The following is a 15,491-nucleotide window of genomic DNA, read 5'->3' on the forward strand; positions in this document are numbered from 1 at the left end:
GCCCCGAACGCTACCCTGCCTCGACCACCAGCTCGCTGCGGAACGCCCAATGGTGCACGGGCCGGGCCAGCAGCCCGGCCGGCGGCTGCGGCGGCGCGAGCCGCGCGACCCCCTGGGGCCACCAGCTGATCAGCAGCACCCGCTCCCCGGGCGCGCTGAACAGCTCGACCCGTCCGGCAGCCGCCGCCAGCGCGGGCAGCGCCTGCTCGCGGGCCCAGGCGAGCAGGTCGGCGCCGCGGCCCTGGGCCGCCTTGGCCTCCCACATCACCGCCTCGGTCACGCCTGGCCGTCCAGCGCGCGGTAGGCCTGGCCGTGCAGGTCGCCATGGGCCTCGGCCGCGGGCACCGACACCTCGGTGACCGGCAGCGAGGAGTCCGCGGAGAGGTCCAGCGACGAGGGGGCGCGGTTGCGCCAGACCATCTCGGCACCGAGCGCCGCGACCATCGCGCCGTTGTCCGTGCACAGGCCCGGACGCGGCACCCGCAGCCGGATGCCCGCCCGCTCGCAGCGCTGCTCGGCCATCGCGCGCAGCCGTGAGTTGGCCGCCACGCCGCCGCCGATCATCAGGTGGTCGACGCCGTGCTCCTGGCAGGCCTTGACCGCCTTGCGGGTCAGCACGTCGGTCACCGCCTCCTGGAAGGAGGCCGCGACGTCCGCCACCGGCACCTCCTCGCCGGCCCGCCGCTTGGCCTCCACCCAGCGGGCCACCGAGGTCTTCAGGCCGGAGAAGGAGAAGTCGAAGGCGGGGTCCTTGGGGCCGCTCAGGCCGCGCGGGAAGTGGATCGCCTTGCGGTCGCCGCTGCGGGCCATCCGGTCCACCACCGGGCCGCCGGGGAAGCCGAGGCCGAGCACCCGGGCCACCTTGTCGAAGGCCTCGCCGGCCGCGTCGTCGATGGTGGCGCCCAGCGGCCGGACGTCGGAGGTGATGTCGCCGGTCAGCAGCAGCGAGGAGTGGCCGCCGGAGACCAGCAGGGCCATCGTCGGCTCGGGCAGCCGGCCGTGCTCCAGCTGGTCCACGCAGATGTGCGAGGCGAGGTGGTTGACCCCGTAGAGCGGCTTGTCCAGCGCCCAGGCGTAGGCCTTGGCGGCACTGACGCCCACCAGCAGCGCGCCGGCCAGGCCGGGGCCGGCGGTGACGGCGATGCCGTCCAGGTCGCTCGCCTTGATCCCGGCGGTGTCCAGCGCGCGCTGGATGGTGGGGACCATCGCCTCCAGGTGGGCCCGGCTGGCGATCTCCGGGACCACGCCGCCGAACCGGGCGTGGTCGTTGACGCTGGAGGCCACCGCGTCGGCCAGCAGGGTCGTGCCGCGCACGATGCCGACGCCGGTCTCGTCGCAGGAGGTCTCGATGCCCAGGACGAGCGGTTCGTCAGCCATGGTCTTCATCCTCGGTGTCGTTCTCGGTCGGCTGGTGATCGGTCAGCTCGTTGTCGGTCAGCGGGGCCAGGCGCATCACCAGCGCGTCGACGTTGGCCGGCTGGTAGTAGCCGCGCCGGATGCCGACGGGCGCGAAGCCGAAGCGCTCGTAGAGGCGCTGGGCGCGGAAGTTGTCGATCCGCACCTCGAGCAGCAGCGCGGTGCAGCAGCGCCGGGCCGCCTCGGCGATCAGGTCGCCGAGCAGCGCGGACCCCAGACCCCGGCCCTGGTAGCGGTCGTCCACGCCGATGGTCTGCACGTCCGCCTCGTCGCCGACCGCCATCAGGCCCGCGTAGCCGACGATGGTGCCGTCCTCGGTGGTGGCCACCGTGTAGTGGCGGTTGCCGTCCGGGTGCGCCTCGGCCAGCTCCGACCAGTACATCCCGGCCGACCAGGCGTCCTCCGGGAAGAGCCGCGGCTCCAGCTCCAGCACCGGCGCGATGTCCCACCAGCGCATCGGCCGCAGCGTGATGCGCGCGGTCCGCACGGGTGCGGTCACGCCGGCAGCACCGCCTTGTAGCCGGCCGGCACCTGGGCGTCCGGGCGGCGCAGGTAGAGCGGCAGCGGCGCGAGCAGCTCGCGCCCGGCGGCCAGCTCGGTGACCGCGAAGTCGGCCAGCGCGCCGGCCGACAGGTGCTCGGGGCCGTGCGCGCCCGGGAAGGTCTCGGGGTAGAGCAGCGCGCCGGCGCCGACCGAGACCTCACGGGCCGCCAGCTCGCCGGGACGGTCCACCGCCGGGCCCTCGACCCGGCGGCCCTCGGCGTCGTAGTCGGCCCAGTAGACCTCCTTGCGACGCGCGTCGGTGGCCGCCGTGAAGGGGCCGGTCAGGCCTTCGGCCCGGGCCTGGTGGGCGATCGCGTCCAGCGTGCAGACGCCGTGCACCGGCAGGCCGAGCGCGTGGCCGAGGGCGGCGGCCGTGGCCAGGCCCACCCGCAGACCGGTGTACGGGCCGGGGCCGACGCCGACCGCGAGCGCGGTCAGCTCCCGCTTGTCCACCCCCGCCTCGGCCAGCACCCGCCCGATCGCGGGCAGCAGCAGTTCGCCGTGGCGCCGGGCATCGACCTGGTAGGTCTGGGCCAGAACGGCCGAGCCGTCGTGGACGGCGGCGGTGACGGCAGGGGTAGCGGTGTCGAACGCAAGCAGCAGCACGGGTCCAGGTTAGTTGGTCGCTGGGGCAGCGCTTTTGTCCTACCTTCGGAACACACGTTCGCGATGTCCCTTAAGGCCCCTGCGGAACCTGGCACGATGGGGCGCACGGCCCTACGAACGACGGGAGCGGACAGTGGCGAAGAGGGGTCCTGCAGTCGCGGTTGCCGGGCTGACCCTGGGGGCCCTGGGGTTGATCGCCCTGCTCGCCGTCCAGGCCGAGGGCACCGCCGCGAAGGCCTCCGCCGCCCAGCCGCCGCCGAGCGCGAGCTCCGCGCCGTCCGGCTCGCCGTCGCCCAGCGCCTCGCCCTCCCCCACGATCCCCCCGCTGCCCGCGACGGCGACCGGCATCGCCGTGCGGCGGGTGGTCTACTCGGTGGGCGCCAAGGTGGTCTGGCTGGTCGACCCGAAGAAGGACCCGCAGGTCCAGGCCGCCTTCGCGGTGACGCCCGGGTCGGTGAACCCGGCCCCGGGCAGCTACACCGTCTACAGCCGGGCGGCGGCGGCCAACGGCACCGACGGCAAGCAGATCGAGCACGTGGTGCGCTTCGCCCAGCTGGGCGGCACCGTCTTCGGCTTCAGCGCCGCCGTCGACGGCGCCACGCCCGCGGCCGACCCGAAGACCAAGACCGGCGGCATCCGCACCGACCGGGCCGACGGTCAGACCCTCTGGGACTTCGCCCCCGACGGGACCCGGGTACAGGTGGTCCCCTGATCGCCGGGCTTCGGCTCGTGGGAACCCGACTCGTGCGACTTGGGCTCACGGGACTTCGGCGGGGTGCACACGGCCGCGGCCGCGGCCGTCGCCGCCAGCAGCCGGCCCATCGGCACCCGCTCGGCGGCGGGGGTGCTGCTCTCCATCACGACTCCCTAGTTAGGTACACCTAACTGCAAAGCCCATCCCACCACGTCGGCCACCGCCGCCGCAACAGGATCCCGACAGTCTGTCGGTAAGTGTCGGGATAAGCGTCGGATGGAGAGCCGTAGCCTCAGACGTCGGCCCCGTCGACTTCCAGCGCCGCCAGGTCCACCCCGGTCCAGCGCTCGCCCAGACCCCGCAGGATCACCCGGCGCGGGTCGACGCTCTCCTCCACCGCCGCCTCGTCCACCGCGGCAGCGGCGCCGCCGAGCGCGCGCTCGATCCGCACCTCCAGACGGTCCTCCGACAGCTCCTCGACCTTGCCCTCGCCCCACTCGACCACCACCACGGACTGCGGCAGCGAGACGTCCAGGTCCAGGTCCTCCATCTCGTCCAGCCCGCCGCCCAGCCGGTACGCGTCCACGTGCACCAGCGCGGGACCGCCGACCAGCGACGGATGCACCCGGGCGATCACGAAGGTCGGCGAGGTCACCGCCCCGCGCACGCCGAGCCCCTCCCCCAGGCCCCGGGTCAGCGTGGTCTTGCCTGCCCCCAGCTCACCGGAGAGCAGCACCAGGTCCCCGGGCCGCAGCACCCCGGCCAGCCGGCGGCCGAGCCCGGTCATCAGCTCGGGCGTGGGGACGGTGAGTGTGGTGTGGGCGCCCATGGCTCCTCTTGTCTGCTGGACGGGTCGGTCGACTCAGAGCCAACGGTGCCATATCGGGCGCGGCCCACGCGGCGGGGCGGTCGTTTCGTCCGGCTGTGGGCAGCGATGGGCCTTCTGTACACGGTGCAGCGGGAAACCCCGTTGCCAGGGGTGGTTCGCGGGCCGCTATCGTCCGTGCAGCTCTCGCGAAGATCGCAACTCTTCGCCCACCAGACTCTTCACCAACAGGGGACCCTTATGAAGACGCGTTTGGCGGCCGTCGCCACCGCGCTCGGCAGCGCCGTCGTACTCGCCGCGATCGCGGGCCCGAGTGCGTTCGCCGACACCGCCTCGCCCTTCCCCAGCCCCAGCCCCAGCGGCAGCACCTGGTCCTCGCCGGTGCCCTCACCGAGCGGCAGCACCTGGTCCTCGCCGGTGCCCTCACCGAGCGGCAGCACCTGGTCCTCGCCGGTGCCCTCGCCCAGCGGCAGCACCTGGTCCTCCCCGGTGCCCTCGCCCAGCGGCAGCACCTGGTCCTCCCCGGTGCCCTCACCCAGCGGCAGCACCTCCTCCTCCCCCCTCGCCTCGCCCAGTGCCTCCGCGGTGACGGGCAGCCCGAGCGGGTCGCCCAGCTCGATCACCCAGCTGCCGCCGGCCGCGCAGGCCGACAACCCCTCGGTCGGCTTCGAGTCGATGCCGACCCACCCGATCGTGGTGGGCGGCGCGCCGGCCGAGTTCACGGTGACCTACACCAACCCGAGCCACCAGGACCTGATCGCCTTCCCGAACCTCTTCGTGCCGAACACCCCGGCGAACCCGGGCCCCGCCCCGCTGAAGCTCGAGGTCCAGGACCCCCAGGGCGCCTGGCACCCCGCGGCCGTGCTCGGCTCGGGACCGTCGGCCCCGACGACCTGGGCGATGGTCTACCCGGGCCCGCAGGGCGACCCGTGGGACAACAGCTGGCTGTACCTGCCGGCCGGTGAGGCCGCGAGCATCCACGTGCGGCTGACCGCCGGTCCCACCACCCCGACCGGCGTCACGTACGCCGCCTCCGGCATCACCGGTTCGCTGCTCGACGCCTCGGGGACCCCGGTCAGCGTGGCCAGCGGCATGTGGGGCGCCACGCTCGAGTTCGCGGCGGCCGGCACCGGCCCGCAGGCGAGCGGTTCGCCGAGCACCGGTGGCACCACGGCCTCCAGCGGCGCCAACGGGTCCAACGGCTCGACCGCCCCGACCGGCTCCGCCCTCCCGACCGGCGCGAGCAGCCAGCCCGGCTCGACCTCCGCCGTGCCGGCGAGCCTGCGCTCCGAGGTCGCCGCCCCGCCGGTGCAGGCGCCCGCTCCGGCCGTGATCGCCGCCGCCAAGGCCGCCTCCCCGGCCCGCCCGGCCGGCGCCGTCGCGAGCGCCGGCCACAGCGCCGGCCCCTCGCTGGCGTTCACCGGTGGCGGCAGCGACAGCCTGCCGATCGCGCTGACCGGCGCCGCCGTGGTCGCCGCCGGTGTCGGCACCCTCGTGGTGTTCCGCCGCCGCAAGGGCAGCCACGCCGCCTGACGCGGCCTCACGCCCCGGGGCGGCTCGCCTCCCCGGGGCTCTCGTCCGCACCGCGCGCCGGTTCGTCCACGCCGCGCGCCAGTTCGTGCACGGCCGCGGGCAGCCCGGTGCCCGCCCGCTCGGCCGCGCGTTCGAGCAGGACGGCGAGCCGGCGGTTGACCTCCGCCGGGCACTCCAGCAGCACCAGGTGGCCGGCCCCGGGCACCAGGACCAGCTCGGCGTCCGGCAGCGCCCGGGCGATGGTCTCGCTGTGCGTGGCGGGCGTGATCAGATCCTCGGTGCCGGCCAGCACCAGCACCGGCAGCCCGGTCATCGCCGCCAGCGCCGCCGTCTTCTCGTGCGCGCCGAAGGCGGGGTAGAACTCCGCGACCACGTCGATCGGGGTGCCGTCCAGCAGCTGCTCGGCGAACCGGGCCACCGCCGGGTCCACCGGCTTGCCGCTGCCGAAGGAGTACCGGCGGTAGAAGACGGCGCTGACGTCCGCGCCGATCCGCCGGGTGGCCTCCACCAGGCCGACCTGACTGCCCAGCAGCCTGACCACGCCGGGTCCCACCCGGCGCCAGACCTTGGAACCCACCGGGGAGAGCCCGAAGGTGACGGTCTCCCACTGCCCGGCCATCGTGCCGATCAGCGCGACCCCGGCCACCCGGTCCCGGAACAGCTGCGGCGCCCGGTCGGCCAGCGCCATGACGGTCATGCCGCCCATCGAGTGGCCGACCAGTACCAGCGGCCCGCTCGGCGCGACCGCGTCGAGCACCGCCTCGAGGTCGCTGCCCAGCTGGTCGATCGAGGCGGGGCGCCCGGCCAGGTGGGAGCGGGAGCGCTCGGAGCGGCCGTGGCTGCGCTGGTCCCAGAAGACCAGCCGCAGACCGGCCCGCAGCGCCGCGCGCTGGAAGTGGAAGCTGTCCTGGTTGAGGCAGTAGCCGTGGCAGAAGACCACGGTGAGCGCCGACTCGCCCGCCTCCGGGCCGTCCACCTCGACGTACAGCTCGGTGCCGTCCTCGGCCCGCACGGTGCGCGGCCGTCCGCGCAGCGTGCCGAAGGGGGCGACCGCGTCCAGCTCCTCGCGGGCCCGCCGACGGGCCCGGCCCAGCGTCAGGCGCTCGATCGCCACGCCCGCCGCGGCCCCGGCCGCCGCCACGCCGAGCGACAGGCCGATCAGCCCGGCCCGGCTGACCGGGCCCGCCGCACCGCCCGGGACCGCCGGGCCCGCCGGGTCGCTCACGCCGCCCGCCCGCTCACCCGAGCGCCCCGCTCCCGCCCACGTAGCGGCGCGGCACCCGGGACCCGATCCGGGTGACGATCTCGTACGCGATGGTCCCGCAGGCCCGTGCCCAGTCCTCGGCCGTCGGCTCACCGCGCTCGCCGCTGCCGAAGAGCAGCACCTCCTCGCCCACCTCGGGCGTGTCACCGCCGAGGTCGACCACGAACTGGTCCATCGCGACCCGGCCGGCCACCGTGCGCCACTTGCCGCCGATCTTCACCGGGCCGGTCCCGCTCGCGTGCCGCGGGATGCCGTCGGCGTAGCCGACCGGGACCAGGCCGAGGGTGGTGTCGCCCGGGGTCGTGTACTGGTGGCCGTAGCTGACGCCGTGTCCGCCCGGGACCTGCTTGACCAGGGCCAGCCGGGCACTGAGCGACATCACCGGGCGCAGCCCGAAGTCGGCCGGCGAACCCACCTCGGGCACCGGCGACAGGCCGTACATCGACAGGCCGGTGCGGACCAGGTCGTAGTGGGTCTCCGGGAGCAGCAGGGTGGCCGGCGAGTTGGCGATGTGGCGGACCTCGGGACGCACCCCGGCGCGCTCGGCATAGGCCAGCGCGGCGGCGAAGGCGTCCTGCTGGGCCCGGATCGAGGGGTGGCCCGGCTCGTCCGCGGCGGCGAAGTGCGACCAGATGCCGACCACCTCGAGCTGCCCGGCGGCCTGCGCGCGCAGCGCGGCGTCCACCAGATCGGGCCAGTCGTGCGGCTGGCAGCCGTTGCGGCCCAGGCCCGTGTCGGCCTTCAGGTGGACCCGCGCGGGTATGCCGGTGGCCCGCACCGCGTCGAGCAGCTCGTCCAGCGCCCACTGACCGCTGATCGACACGTCGATGTCGGCCCGCAGCGCCTGGGCCCAGGGGCCGCCCGGCGTCCACAGCCAGCACAGCACCCTGGCCTGTTCGGGGGCGATCCCGGCCGCGCGCAGCGCCAGCGCCTCCTCGGGCGTGGTGGCGCCGAGCCAGCGCACGCCCGCCGCCAGCGCCTCCAGGGCGCACGGCAGCGCGCCGTGGCCGTAGGCGTCGGCCTTCACCACAGCCATCAGGGCGGCGCTCGACACCCGCTCACGCAGTGACGCGAGGTTGCCTCGGAGCGCGGCCAGATCGATCGTCGCCTCGGCGCGCAGTCCCTCGGCGAGCATGGCGGTCCCGGTCGTGTTCGCAGTTGTCATCGGGGTCAGTCTCCCAGACCTGCGGCGTTGCCCGCCCGACGGGCCACCGGGCGCCCCTCGGCGGCATCGCGCCAGGCGGCCGGCAGGGCCGCGGCGATGTCACTGGCGGTGATCGGCGCGCCGCTGCCGGCGGCCAGCCGGCCGGCCAGTCCGTGCAGGTAGGCGCCGACCGGCGCGGCGTCGAAGGGCGGCAGACCGGCGGCGAGCAGCGCGCCGATCAGGCCGGCCAGCACGTCGCCGCTGCCCGCGGTGGCCAGCCAGCCGGTGCCGGTGGCGTTCACCCGGGCGGTGCCGTCCGGGCGGGCGACGACGGTGGTCGAACCCTTGAGCAGCACGGTGGCGCCGTACCGGGCGGCCAGCTCGCGGGCGTGCCGCAGCCGGGCGCCGGCCACCTGGTCCGCGCTCGCGTCCCCGCCCAGCAGCCGGGCCGCCTCGCCCGCGTGCGGGGTCAGCAGGGTGGGGGCGCTGCGCCCGGCCAGCGCGCGCGGGCCGCGGCGGGCCAGTTCGGTCAGGCCGTCGGCGTCCACCAGCACCGGGACCTGGCCGGCCAGCGCGTCGTCCAGCGCCTCGGCGGTGTCGTCACCGGAGCCGGGGCCCACCACCCAGGACTGCACCCGCCCGGCGGTGAGCAGGATCTCGGGGTGGCGGCGGACCAGCTCCTCGCCGGCCCGGCCCTGGTAGCGCACCGCGCCGGCGCCGCCGTGCAGGGCACCGGCCACCGCGAGCAGCCCGGCGCCCGGGTAGCGCTCGGAGCCGGCCAGCACCCCCACCACGCCGCGCTTGTACTTGTCGCTCTCGGCCGCCGGCCAGGGCAGCAGCTCGGCCAGGTCGGCGTGCTGGAGCGCCTCGACGGGCGCGGCGGGCGGGCGCAGCCCGATCCCCACCAGCTGCACGGGGCCGGCGTACCCGGCGCCCGGGTCGATCAGCAGGCCCGGCTTGTGGGTGCCGAAGGTGACCGTCAGGTCGGCGCGCAGCGCGGCCCCGGCGACCTCCCCGGTGTCGGCGTCCACCCCGCTCGGCAGGTCCACCGCGATCAGCGTGCCGCGGCGCGGCTGCCGGGCGTACGGTTCGGCGGCCGGTCGCAGCGGGCCGCTGCCGCCGATGCCGACGATCCCGTCGAGGATCAGGTCGGCGCGGCTGAAGTCGGCCAGGCCGACCTCCTGATCCGTGGTCACCTGACTGCCCGTCGCCCGCAGCGCCGCGAGCGCGGCGGGGTGCGCCCGTTCGGGGGTCAGCAGGACGGCGGTCACGGCGGCGCCGCGGCGGGCCAGCCTCGCGCCGGCGAAGAGCGCGTCGCCGCCGTTGTCGCCGCTGCCCGCCAGCACCAGCACCCGGCTGCCGTAGACCCGGCCGCGCCGGCGGGTCAGCACCCGGGCACAGGTGGCGACCAGGCCCGCGACGGCCCGGTCCATCAGGGGCTGCCCGGCCAGTTCGGCCTCGGCGGCGCGGACTTGTTCGACGGTGTGAGCGTGGCGCATGACAGCAACCTAACCCTCCGCGACGACCACCGCCGAGGCCACGCCCGCATCGTGGCTCAGCGACAAGTGCCACGTCCGCACGCCGAGTTCCGCCGCACGCGCGGCAATCGTGCCGCTGACGTGCAAGGTCGGCCGGCCCGACGGCTCGCTGCGCACCTCGGCGTCGTGCCACTCCAGCCCGCCCGGCGCGCCGAGCGCCTTGGCCAGCGCCTCCTTGGCCGCGAACCGGGCCGCGAGCGAGGCGGCCGAGCGCTGCTTGCCGGAGGGCTGCAGCTGCTCGGCCGCGGTGAAGAGCCGCTCGCGCAGGCCCGGGGTCCGCGCGAGCGACTCCGTGAAGCGGTCGATCGAGGCGACGTCGATTCCCACACCGATGATCACCCGACCGACCCTAGCCGGTGGCTACTCCACCGTCACGGACTTGGCCAGGTTGCGCGGCTGGTCCACCTCGTGGCCCTTCGCGGTGGCCAGTTCGCAGGCGAAGACCTGCAGCGGCACCGTCGAGACCAGCGGCTGGAGCAGCGTGGGCGTCACCGGGATCCGGATCAGGTGGTCGGCGTAGGGCACCACCGCCTCGTCGCCCTCCTCCGCGATCACGATGGTCTTCGCACCGCGGGCCCGGATCTCCTGGATGTTGGAGACGATCTTGTCGTGCAGGATCGAGCGCCCGCGCGGCGAGGGCACCACCACGACGACCGGCAGCCCCTGCTCGATCAGCGCGATCGGGCCGTGCTTGAGCTCGCCCGCCGCGAAGCCCTCGGCGTGCATGTACGCCAGCTCCTTGAGCTTGAGCGCGCCCTCCAGCGCCACCGGGAACCCGACGTGCCGGCCCAGGAAGAGCACCGAGCGGGCGTCGGCCAGCGAGCGGGCCAGCTCGCGCACCGGCTCCATGGTCCGCAGCACCTGCTCGACCTGCTTCGGCGCGTCGGACAGCTCACGGATCACGGCCGAGATCTCGTCGCCCCACTTGGTGCCGCGCACCTGGCCCAGGTAGAGCGCCACCAGGTAGCAGGCGACCAACTGGGTGAGGAACGCCTTGGTGGAGGCGACCGCCACCTCGGGCCCGGCGTGCGTGTAGAGCACCGCGTCCGACTCGCGCGGGATGGTGGAGCCGTTGGTGTTGCAGATCGCCAGCACCCGGGCGCCCTGCTCGCGGGCGTGCCGCAGCGCCATCAGGGTGTCCATGGTCTCGCCGGACTGCGAGATCGCGACGACCAGCGTGCGCTGGTCCAGGATCGGGTCCCGGTAGCGGAACTCGGAGGCCACCTCGACCTCGCACGGGATCCGGGTCCAGTGCTCGATGGCGTACTTGGCGATCATCCCGGCGTGGAAGGCGGTGCCGCAGGCCACGATGACGACCTTGTCGACCTCGCGCAGCACCGAGTCGGGGATCCGCAGCTCGTCCAGGGTCAGCCGGCCGTCGGTGCCGACCCGGCCGAGCAGGGTGTCGGCGACCGCCTTCGGCTGCTCGGCGATCTCCTTGAGCATGAAGTAGTCGTAGCCGCCCTTCTCGGCGGCCGAGGCGTCCCAGTCCACGTGGTACTCGCGGACCTCCGCCGGCTCGCCGTGAAAGTCCGTCACGGTCACCGAGTCGGCGCGCAGTTCGACCACCTGGTCCTGGCCCAGCTCGATCGCCTCGCGGGTGTGCGCGATGAAGGCGGACACGTCGGAGGCGAGGAAGTTCTCGCCCGCCCCGCGCCCGACCACCAGCGGCGAGTTGCGCCGGGCGCCGACCACCGTGCCGGGCGCGTCGGCGTGTACCGCCACCAGAGTGAAGGCGCCGTCCAACTGGCGGCAGACGGTGCGCATCGCCTCGGCCAGGTCGCCGTCGTAGGCCTCGGCCAGCAGGTGGGCGACCACCTCGGTGTCGGTCTCCGAGCGCAGCGTGTGGCCGCGGTCGACCAGCTCGGCGGTGAGCTGGGCGAAGTTCTCGATGATCCCGTTGTGGACCACCGCGACCTCGCGCCGGTCGTCCAGGTGGGGGTGGGCGTTGGCGTCGGTGGGTCCGCCGTGGGTGGCCCAGCGGGTGTGGCCGATGCCGGTGGTGCCGCCGGGGAGAGGGGCCTCGGCGAGCGACTTCTCAAGGTTGACGAGCTTCCCGGCCCGCTTGTCGGTGGCGAGACTCCACTGCCCTGAGGAGTCCGCCGTCTGGATGGCCACACCGGCCGAGTCGTACCCTCGGTACTCCAGGCGCTGCAGCCCTGCGATCACTACGTCGAGCGCCGACTGCGCGCCCACATATCCAACAATTCCGCACATATGTGTCAGCATAAGGGCCGATGAACGGCCGAAGCGGCTCCGAGGTTTCACCGAAGCCGCCCTTCGGGCAACGGTTCGTGACCGACACCACAGCGCCGGGCCGCCCCCGGAGCGCCCACAATGGACCATGTGCTGACCGAACTCTGTAGCCAGGGCGCCCTCTCGACGCCCAGCCCGTCGCCGTCACCCTCGCCGTACGTCGACCTCTCCCGGGCCGAGTGGAGCGCCCTGCGCGACCGCACCCCCCTGCCGCTGACCGCGGCCGAGGTGGAGCAGCTGCGCGGCCTCGGCACAGCACTGGACCTGGACGAGGTCCGGGACGTCTACCTGCCGCTGTCCCGGCTGCTCAACCTCTACATCCACGCCACCCACGAGCTGCGCGGCGCGGTGGGCACCTTCCTGGACACCGGGGACACCGAGCGCACCCGCACCCCGTTCGTCATCGGGGTGGCCGGCTCGGTGGCGGTCGGCAAGTCCACCACCGCCCGGCTGCTGCAGGCCCTGCTGGCCCGCTGGCCCGAGCACCCGCGGGTCGAACTGGTCACCACCGACGGCTTCCTGCTGCCCAACGCCGAGCTGCGCCGGCGCGGCCTGATGGCCCGCAAGGGGTTCCCCGAGTCCTACGACCGCCGGGCGCTGATGCGCTTCGTGGCGGACGTGAAGGCGGGCAAGGACCAGGTCACCGCCCCGGTCTACTCGCACCTGGTCTACGACATCGTGCCCACCGAGCGGCTCGTGGTGCAGCGCCCCGACATCCTGATCGTCGAGGGCCTGAACGTGCTGCAGCCCGCGCTGCCCGGCACCGACGGGCGCACCCGCCTGGCGGTGGCCGACTACTTCGACTTCTCCATCTACGTCGACGCCCGCACCGACGACATCGAGAACTGGTACCTGTCCCGGTTCAAGAAGCTGCGGGACACCGCGTTCCAGGACCCCAACTCCTACTTCCGCCGGTTCACCGAGGTGCCGGAGGAGGAGGCGCTGGAGTACGGCCGCCAGGTCTGGCGCACCATCAACAAGCCCAATCTGCTGGAGAACGTGCTGCCCACCCGGGGGCGGGCCACGCTGGTGCTGCAGAAGGGCGCCGACCACAAGGTCCGCCGCGCCCTCCTGCGCAAGCTCTGAGTCCGGCTCAGATCGCCAGCTGCTCGCGGACCACGCCGGCCAGCTGCTCGGCCACCGCCCTGGCCTGCTCCTGGTCGGCCGCCTCCACCATCACCCGCACCAGCGGCTCGGTGCCGGAGGGGCGCAGCAACACCCGTCCGGTGCTGCCGAGTTCGCCCTCGGCCTTGGCGACCGCCGCGAGCAGCTCGGGGTTGCCGGCCGCCCGGTTCTTGTCCACGTCCTTGACGTTGATCAGCACCTGCGGCAGCCGGGTCATCACGGCGGCCAGCTCGGCCAGCGGCTGCTTGGTGGCGGCCAGCCGGGCGCCCAGCATCAGACCGGTCAGGGTGCCGTCGCCGGTGGTCGCGTGGTCCAGCAGGATCACGTGCCCGGACTGCTCGCCGCCCAGCGCGTAGCCGTGCTCCTTCATCGCCTCCAGCACGTAGCGGTCCCCCACCGCCGTCTCGACCAGGTCGATGCCCTCGCGCTCCATGGCCAGCTTGAAGCCCAGGTTGGCCATCACGGTGCCGACCGCGGTGTTGCCGCGCAGCGTGCCGGCCTCGCGCATGGCCACCGCCAGGATCGCGATGATCTGGTCGCCGTCCACCTCGTCGCCCTGCGCGTCGGCGGCCAGGCAGCGGTCCGCGTCGCCGTCCAGCGCGATGCCCAGGTCGGCCCGGTGCTCGGTCATCGCCCGGCGCAGCCCGTCCAGGTGGGTGGAGCCGACGCCGTCGTTGATGTTCAGCCCGGTCGGCTCGGCGCCCAGGGTGAAGACCACCTCGGCACCGGCCCGGGCGAAGGCCTCGGGGGCCACCTTGGCCGCGGCGCCGTGCGCGCCGTCGATGACGACCTTCACGCCGTCCAGCCGGTTGGGCAGCACGGCCACCAGGTGGGCGACGTACTTGTCGAAGCCCTCGGTGTACTCGTGCACCCGGCCGACCCCGGCACCGGTGGGCCGCACCCGCACCGGCTCGGCGCCGGAGCGCGCGTGGTGGTAGTCCGCCTCGATCGCGTCCTCGATCGCGTCGTCCAGCTTGTGGCCGCCGCGGGCCAGGAACTTGATGCCGTTGTCCGGCATCGCGTTGTGGCTGGCCGAGAGCATCACGCCGAAGTCGGCGCCGAGCGCACCGGTCAGGTACGCCACGGCGGGGGTCGGCAGCACGCCCACCCGCAGCACGTCCACGCCGGAGCCGGCCAGCCCGGCGATCACGGCGGCCTCCAGGAACTCGCCCGAGGCGCGCGGGTCGCGGCCCACCACCGCCACCGGGCGCCGGCCGGCGCCGCCCGAGTCGCCGAGCACGTGGGCGGCTGCCATCGACAGGCCCAGCGCCAGTTCGGCGGTCAGAGATTCGTTGGCCACACCGCGTACGCCGTCCGTACCGAAGAGTCGTGCCACAGTCCCGTCCTTTGTTGCCGGCCGTCGCACGGCCTGGGGAGGGGCCGCACGAGGGTGGAGGAATCCCTGGCCGCCTGACCGGTCCAGGGAGCACAACGCCCCGGGGCACATGAAGTGCTCCGGGGCGTGGGTCCCACCTGCGGGGTGCGCACCAAGGGCGGTACGCACCCCGGGGGTGACTAGCGCTTGCTGTACTGCGGGGCCTTACGGGCCTTCTTGAGACCGGCCTTCTTGCGCTCGACGGCACGCGCGTCACGCATCAGGAAGCCGGCCTTCTTGAGGGCGGCGCGGTTGTTGTCCACGTCGGCCTCGTTCAGGGCACGGGCCACGCCGAGGCGCAGCGCGTAGGCCTGACCGGAGACGCCGCCGCCCGCGATGCGCGCGACAACGTCGTAACGGCCGTCCAGCTCAAGGAGCTTGAAGGGCTCGTTCACGGTCTGCTGGTGCACCTTGTTGGGGAAGTAGTTCTCCAGGGTGCGACCGTTGATCTTCCACTGGCCGGTGCCGGGGACGATGCGCACGCGGGCGATCGCCTCCTTGCGACGGCCGAGGCCGGCGCCGGGGACGGCCTCGGCGAAGCGGCCGGCCAGCGACTCGGTGGAGTACGACTCGGTGTCCTCGGAGGTGTACTCGGTGTACTCCTCGTCGACCTCGATGTCCAGGGGGGTCTCGATGGCAGCGTTCTCGGCCACGATGTTCCTCAGCTTTTCTTAGTTAAGGGGCTTGGTGGCCGGAATTACTGCGCGACCTGGGAGATCTCGAACGGCACCGGCTGCTGGGCAGCGTGCGGGTGCTGGTCGCCCGAGTAGACCTTCAGCTTCGAGAGCATCTGACGGCCCAGGGTGTTCTTGGGGATCATGCCCTTGATGGCCTTCTCGACGGCCTTCTCCGGGTTCTTGTCCAGCAGGTCGTCGTAGCGCACCGAGCGCAGACCGCCCGGGAAGCCCGAGTGGCGGTAGGCCAGCTTCTGGGTCTTCTTGTTACCGGACAGGTGCACCTTGTCGGCGTTGATGATGATGACGAAGTCACCAGTGTCAACGTGCGGCGCGTAGATCGCCTTGTGCTTGCCGCGGAGCAGGTTGGCGGCCTGGGAGGCCAGGCGGCCGAGCACGACGTCGGTCGCGTCGATGACGTGCCACTGACGCTGGACGTCGCCGGGCTTGGGGCTGTACGTACGCACGGTCGTAGCCTTCGCTTTTCAGTGAGTGAG

The 15,491-nt window shown here is 74.0% G+C and carries 17 protein-coding genes; 3 read left to right on the forward strand and 14 right to left on the reverse strand.

Annotated features, from left to right (window positions below):
• Window positions 1–10: 10 nt before the first annotated feature.
• The 4 genes from OG294_RS16995 to tsaB are packed head-to-tail and all read right to left on the reverse strand — an operon-like array spanning window position 11 to window position 2,565.
• Window positions 11–280 carry a hypothetical protein gene (locus OG294_RS16995; RefSeq protein ID WP_327067355.1) on the reverse strand — a complete coding sequence of 90 codons (270 nt, stop codon included), beginning with the start codon at window positions 278–280 and terminating at the stop codon, window positions 11–13.
• Window positions 277–1,377 carry a tRNA (adenosine(37)-N6)-threonylcarbamoyltransferase complex transferase subunit TsaD gene (gene tsaD, locus OG294_RS17000; protein ID WP_327067356.1) on the reverse strand — a complete coding sequence of 367 codons (1,101 nt, stop codon included), beginning with the start codon at window positions 1,375–1,377 and terminating at the stop codon, window positions 277–279. Before tsaD ends, OG294_RS16995 begins: the two co-directional genes overlap by 4 nt.
• Complete coding sequence (gene rimI, locus OG294_RS17005; RefSeq protein ID WP_327067357.1) at window positions 1,370–1,915, reverse strand: ribosomal protein S18-alanine N-acetyltransferase; 546 nt, start codon at window positions 1,913–1,915, stop codon at window positions 1,370–1,372. Before rimI ends, tsaD begins: the two co-directional genes overlap by 8 nt.
• The gene (tsaB, locus tag OG294_RS17010) at window positions 1,912–2,565 is read right to left on the reverse strand and encodes a tRNA (adenosine(37)-N6)-threonylcarbamoyltransferase complex dimerization subunit type 1 TsaB (RefSeq protein ID WP_327067358.1); all 654 of its coding nucleotides are present in this window, start codon (window positions 2,563–2,565) and stop codon (window positions 1,912–1,914) included. The genes rimI and tsaB overlap by 4 nt, the downstream gene beginning before the upstream one ends.
• Before the next feature lie 133 nt (window positions 2,566–2,698).
• On the opposite strand from tsaB, the gene OG294_RS17015 reads away from it, so the two are divergent.
• Window positions 2,699–3,277, forward strand: coding sequence for a hypothetical protein (locus OG294_RS17015; protein WP_327067359.1), 579 nt, complete (start codon window positions 2,699–2,701; stop codon window positions 3,275–3,277).
• A 274-nt stretch (window positions 3,278–3,551) separates the two neighbouring features.
• Here the strand turns inward: OG294_RS17015 and tsaE are convergent, their stop codons facing one another.
• Together tsaE and OG294_RS17025 are read right to left on the reverse strand one after the other, a co-directional pair.
• Window positions 3,552–4,088 carry a tRNA (adenosine(37)-N6)-threonylcarbamoyltransferase complex ATPase subunit type 1 TsaE gene (tsaE, locus tag OG294_RS17020; RefSeq protein ID WP_327067360.1) on the reverse strand — a complete coding sequence of 179 codons (537 nt, stop codon included), beginning with the start codon at window positions 4,086–4,088 and terminating at the stop codon, window positions 3,552–3,554.
• A gap of 218 nt (window positions 4,089–4,306) precedes the next feature.
• On the reverse strand, window positions 4,307–4,708 hold the full coding sequence (locus OG294_RS17025) for a hypothetical protein (protein ID WP_327067361.1): 402 nt from the start codon (window positions 4,706–4,708) through the stop codon (window positions 4,307–4,309).
• On the opposite strand from OG294_RS17025, the gene OG294_RS17030 reads away from it, so the two are divergent.
• Window positions 4,671–5,618 carry a hypothetical protein gene (locus tag OG294_RS17030; protein WP_327067362.1) on the forward strand — a complete coding sequence of 316 codons (948 nt, stop codon included), beginning with the start codon at window positions 4,671–4,673 and terminating at the stop codon, window positions 5,616–5,618. The genes OG294_RS17025 and OG294_RS17030 overlap by 38 nt on opposite strands.
• A gap of 7 nt (window positions 5,619–5,625) precedes the next feature.
• On the opposite strand, the gene OG294_RS17035 is transcribed toward OG294_RS17030, so the two are convergent.
• Genes OG294_RS17035 through glmS form a run of 5 tightly spaced genes read right to left on the reverse strand, consistent with a single transcriptional unit; the run spans window position 5,626 to window position 11,781 of the window.
• The gene (locus OG294_RS17035) at window positions 5,626–6,843 is read right to left on the reverse strand and encodes an alpha/beta fold hydrolase (RefSeq protein ID WP_327067363.1); all 1,218 of its coding nucleotides are present in this window, start codon (window positions 6,841–6,843) and stop codon (window positions 5,626–5,628) included.
• Window positions 6,844–6,856: 13 nt separating this feature from the next.
• A complete protein-coding gene (alr, locus tag OG294_RS17040) occupies window positions 6,857–8,017 on the reverse strand; it encodes an alanine racemase (RefSeq protein WP_442789336.1) in 1,161 nt (386 codons plus the stop codon).
• A gap of 35 nt (window positions 8,018–8,052) precedes the next feature.
• Window positions 8,053–9,525 (reverse strand): NAD(P)H-hydrate dehydratase, encoded by a 1,473-nt coding sequence (locus tag OG294_RS17045; protein ID WP_327067365.1) that lies wholly within the window; start codon window positions 9,523–9,525, stop codon window positions 8,053–8,055.
• A gap of 9 nt (window positions 9,526–9,534) precedes the next feature.
• On the reverse strand, window positions 9,535–9,903 hold the full coding sequence (locus OG294_RS17050) for a holo-ACP synthase (RefSeq protein ID WP_327067366.1): 369 nt from the start codon (window positions 9,901–9,903) through the stop codon (window positions 9,535–9,537).
• Window positions 9,904–9,924: 21 nt separating this feature from the next.
• Window positions 9,925–11,781: a glutamine--fructose-6-phosphate transaminase (isomerizing) gene (gene glmS, locus OG294_RS17055; RefSeq protein WP_327067367.1), complete on the reverse strand. Its 1,857-nt coding sequence runs from the start codon at window positions 11,779–11,781 to the stop codon at window positions 9,925–9,927.
• 120 nt (window positions 11,782–11,901) lie between these two features.
• On the opposite strand from glmS, the gene coaA reads away from it, so the two are divergent.
• On the forward strand, window positions 11,902–12,906 hold the full coding sequence (gene coaA / locus OG294_RS17060) for a type I pantothenate kinase (RefSeq protein ID WP_327067368.1): 1,005 nt from the start codon (window positions 11,902–11,904) through the stop codon (window positions 12,904–12,906).
• A 7-nt stretch (window positions 12,907–12,913) separates the two neighbouring features.
• On the opposite strand, the gene glmM is transcribed toward coaA, so the two are convergent.
• The 3 genes from glmM to rplM all read right to left on the reverse strand — a co-directional run bounded on the left by glmM (window position 12,914) and on the right by rplM (window position 15,461).
• The gene (gene glmM / locus OG294_RS17065) at window positions 12,914–14,281 is read right to left on the reverse strand and encodes a phosphoglucosamine mutase (protein WP_327067369.1); all 1,368 of its coding nucleotides are present in this window, start codon (window positions 14,279–14,281) and stop codon (window positions 12,914–12,916) included.
• Between the two features lie 179 nt (window positions 14,282–14,460).
• Entirely contained in the window at window positions 14,461–14,943 is a 483-nt protein-coding gene (rpsI, locus tag OG294_RS17070; RefSeq protein WP_376778550.1) for a 30S ribosomal protein S9, read from the reverse strand.
• A 74-nt stretch (window positions 14,944–15,017) separates the two neighbouring features.
• Window positions 15,018–15,461 carry a 50S ribosomal protein L13 gene (gene rplM / locus OG294_RS17075; RefSeq protein WP_327067370.1) on the reverse strand — a complete coding sequence of 148 codons (444 nt, stop codon included), beginning with the start codon at window positions 15,459–15,461 and terminating at the stop codon, window positions 15,018–15,020.
• Between the last annotated feature and the right edge of the window lie 30 nt (window positions 15,462–15,491).

The sequence above is a fragment of the Kitasatospora sp. NBC_01302 genome, assembly GCF_035976515.1.
GTDB lineage: Bacteria > Actinomycetota > Actinomycetes > Streptomycetales > Streptomycetaceae > Kitasatospora.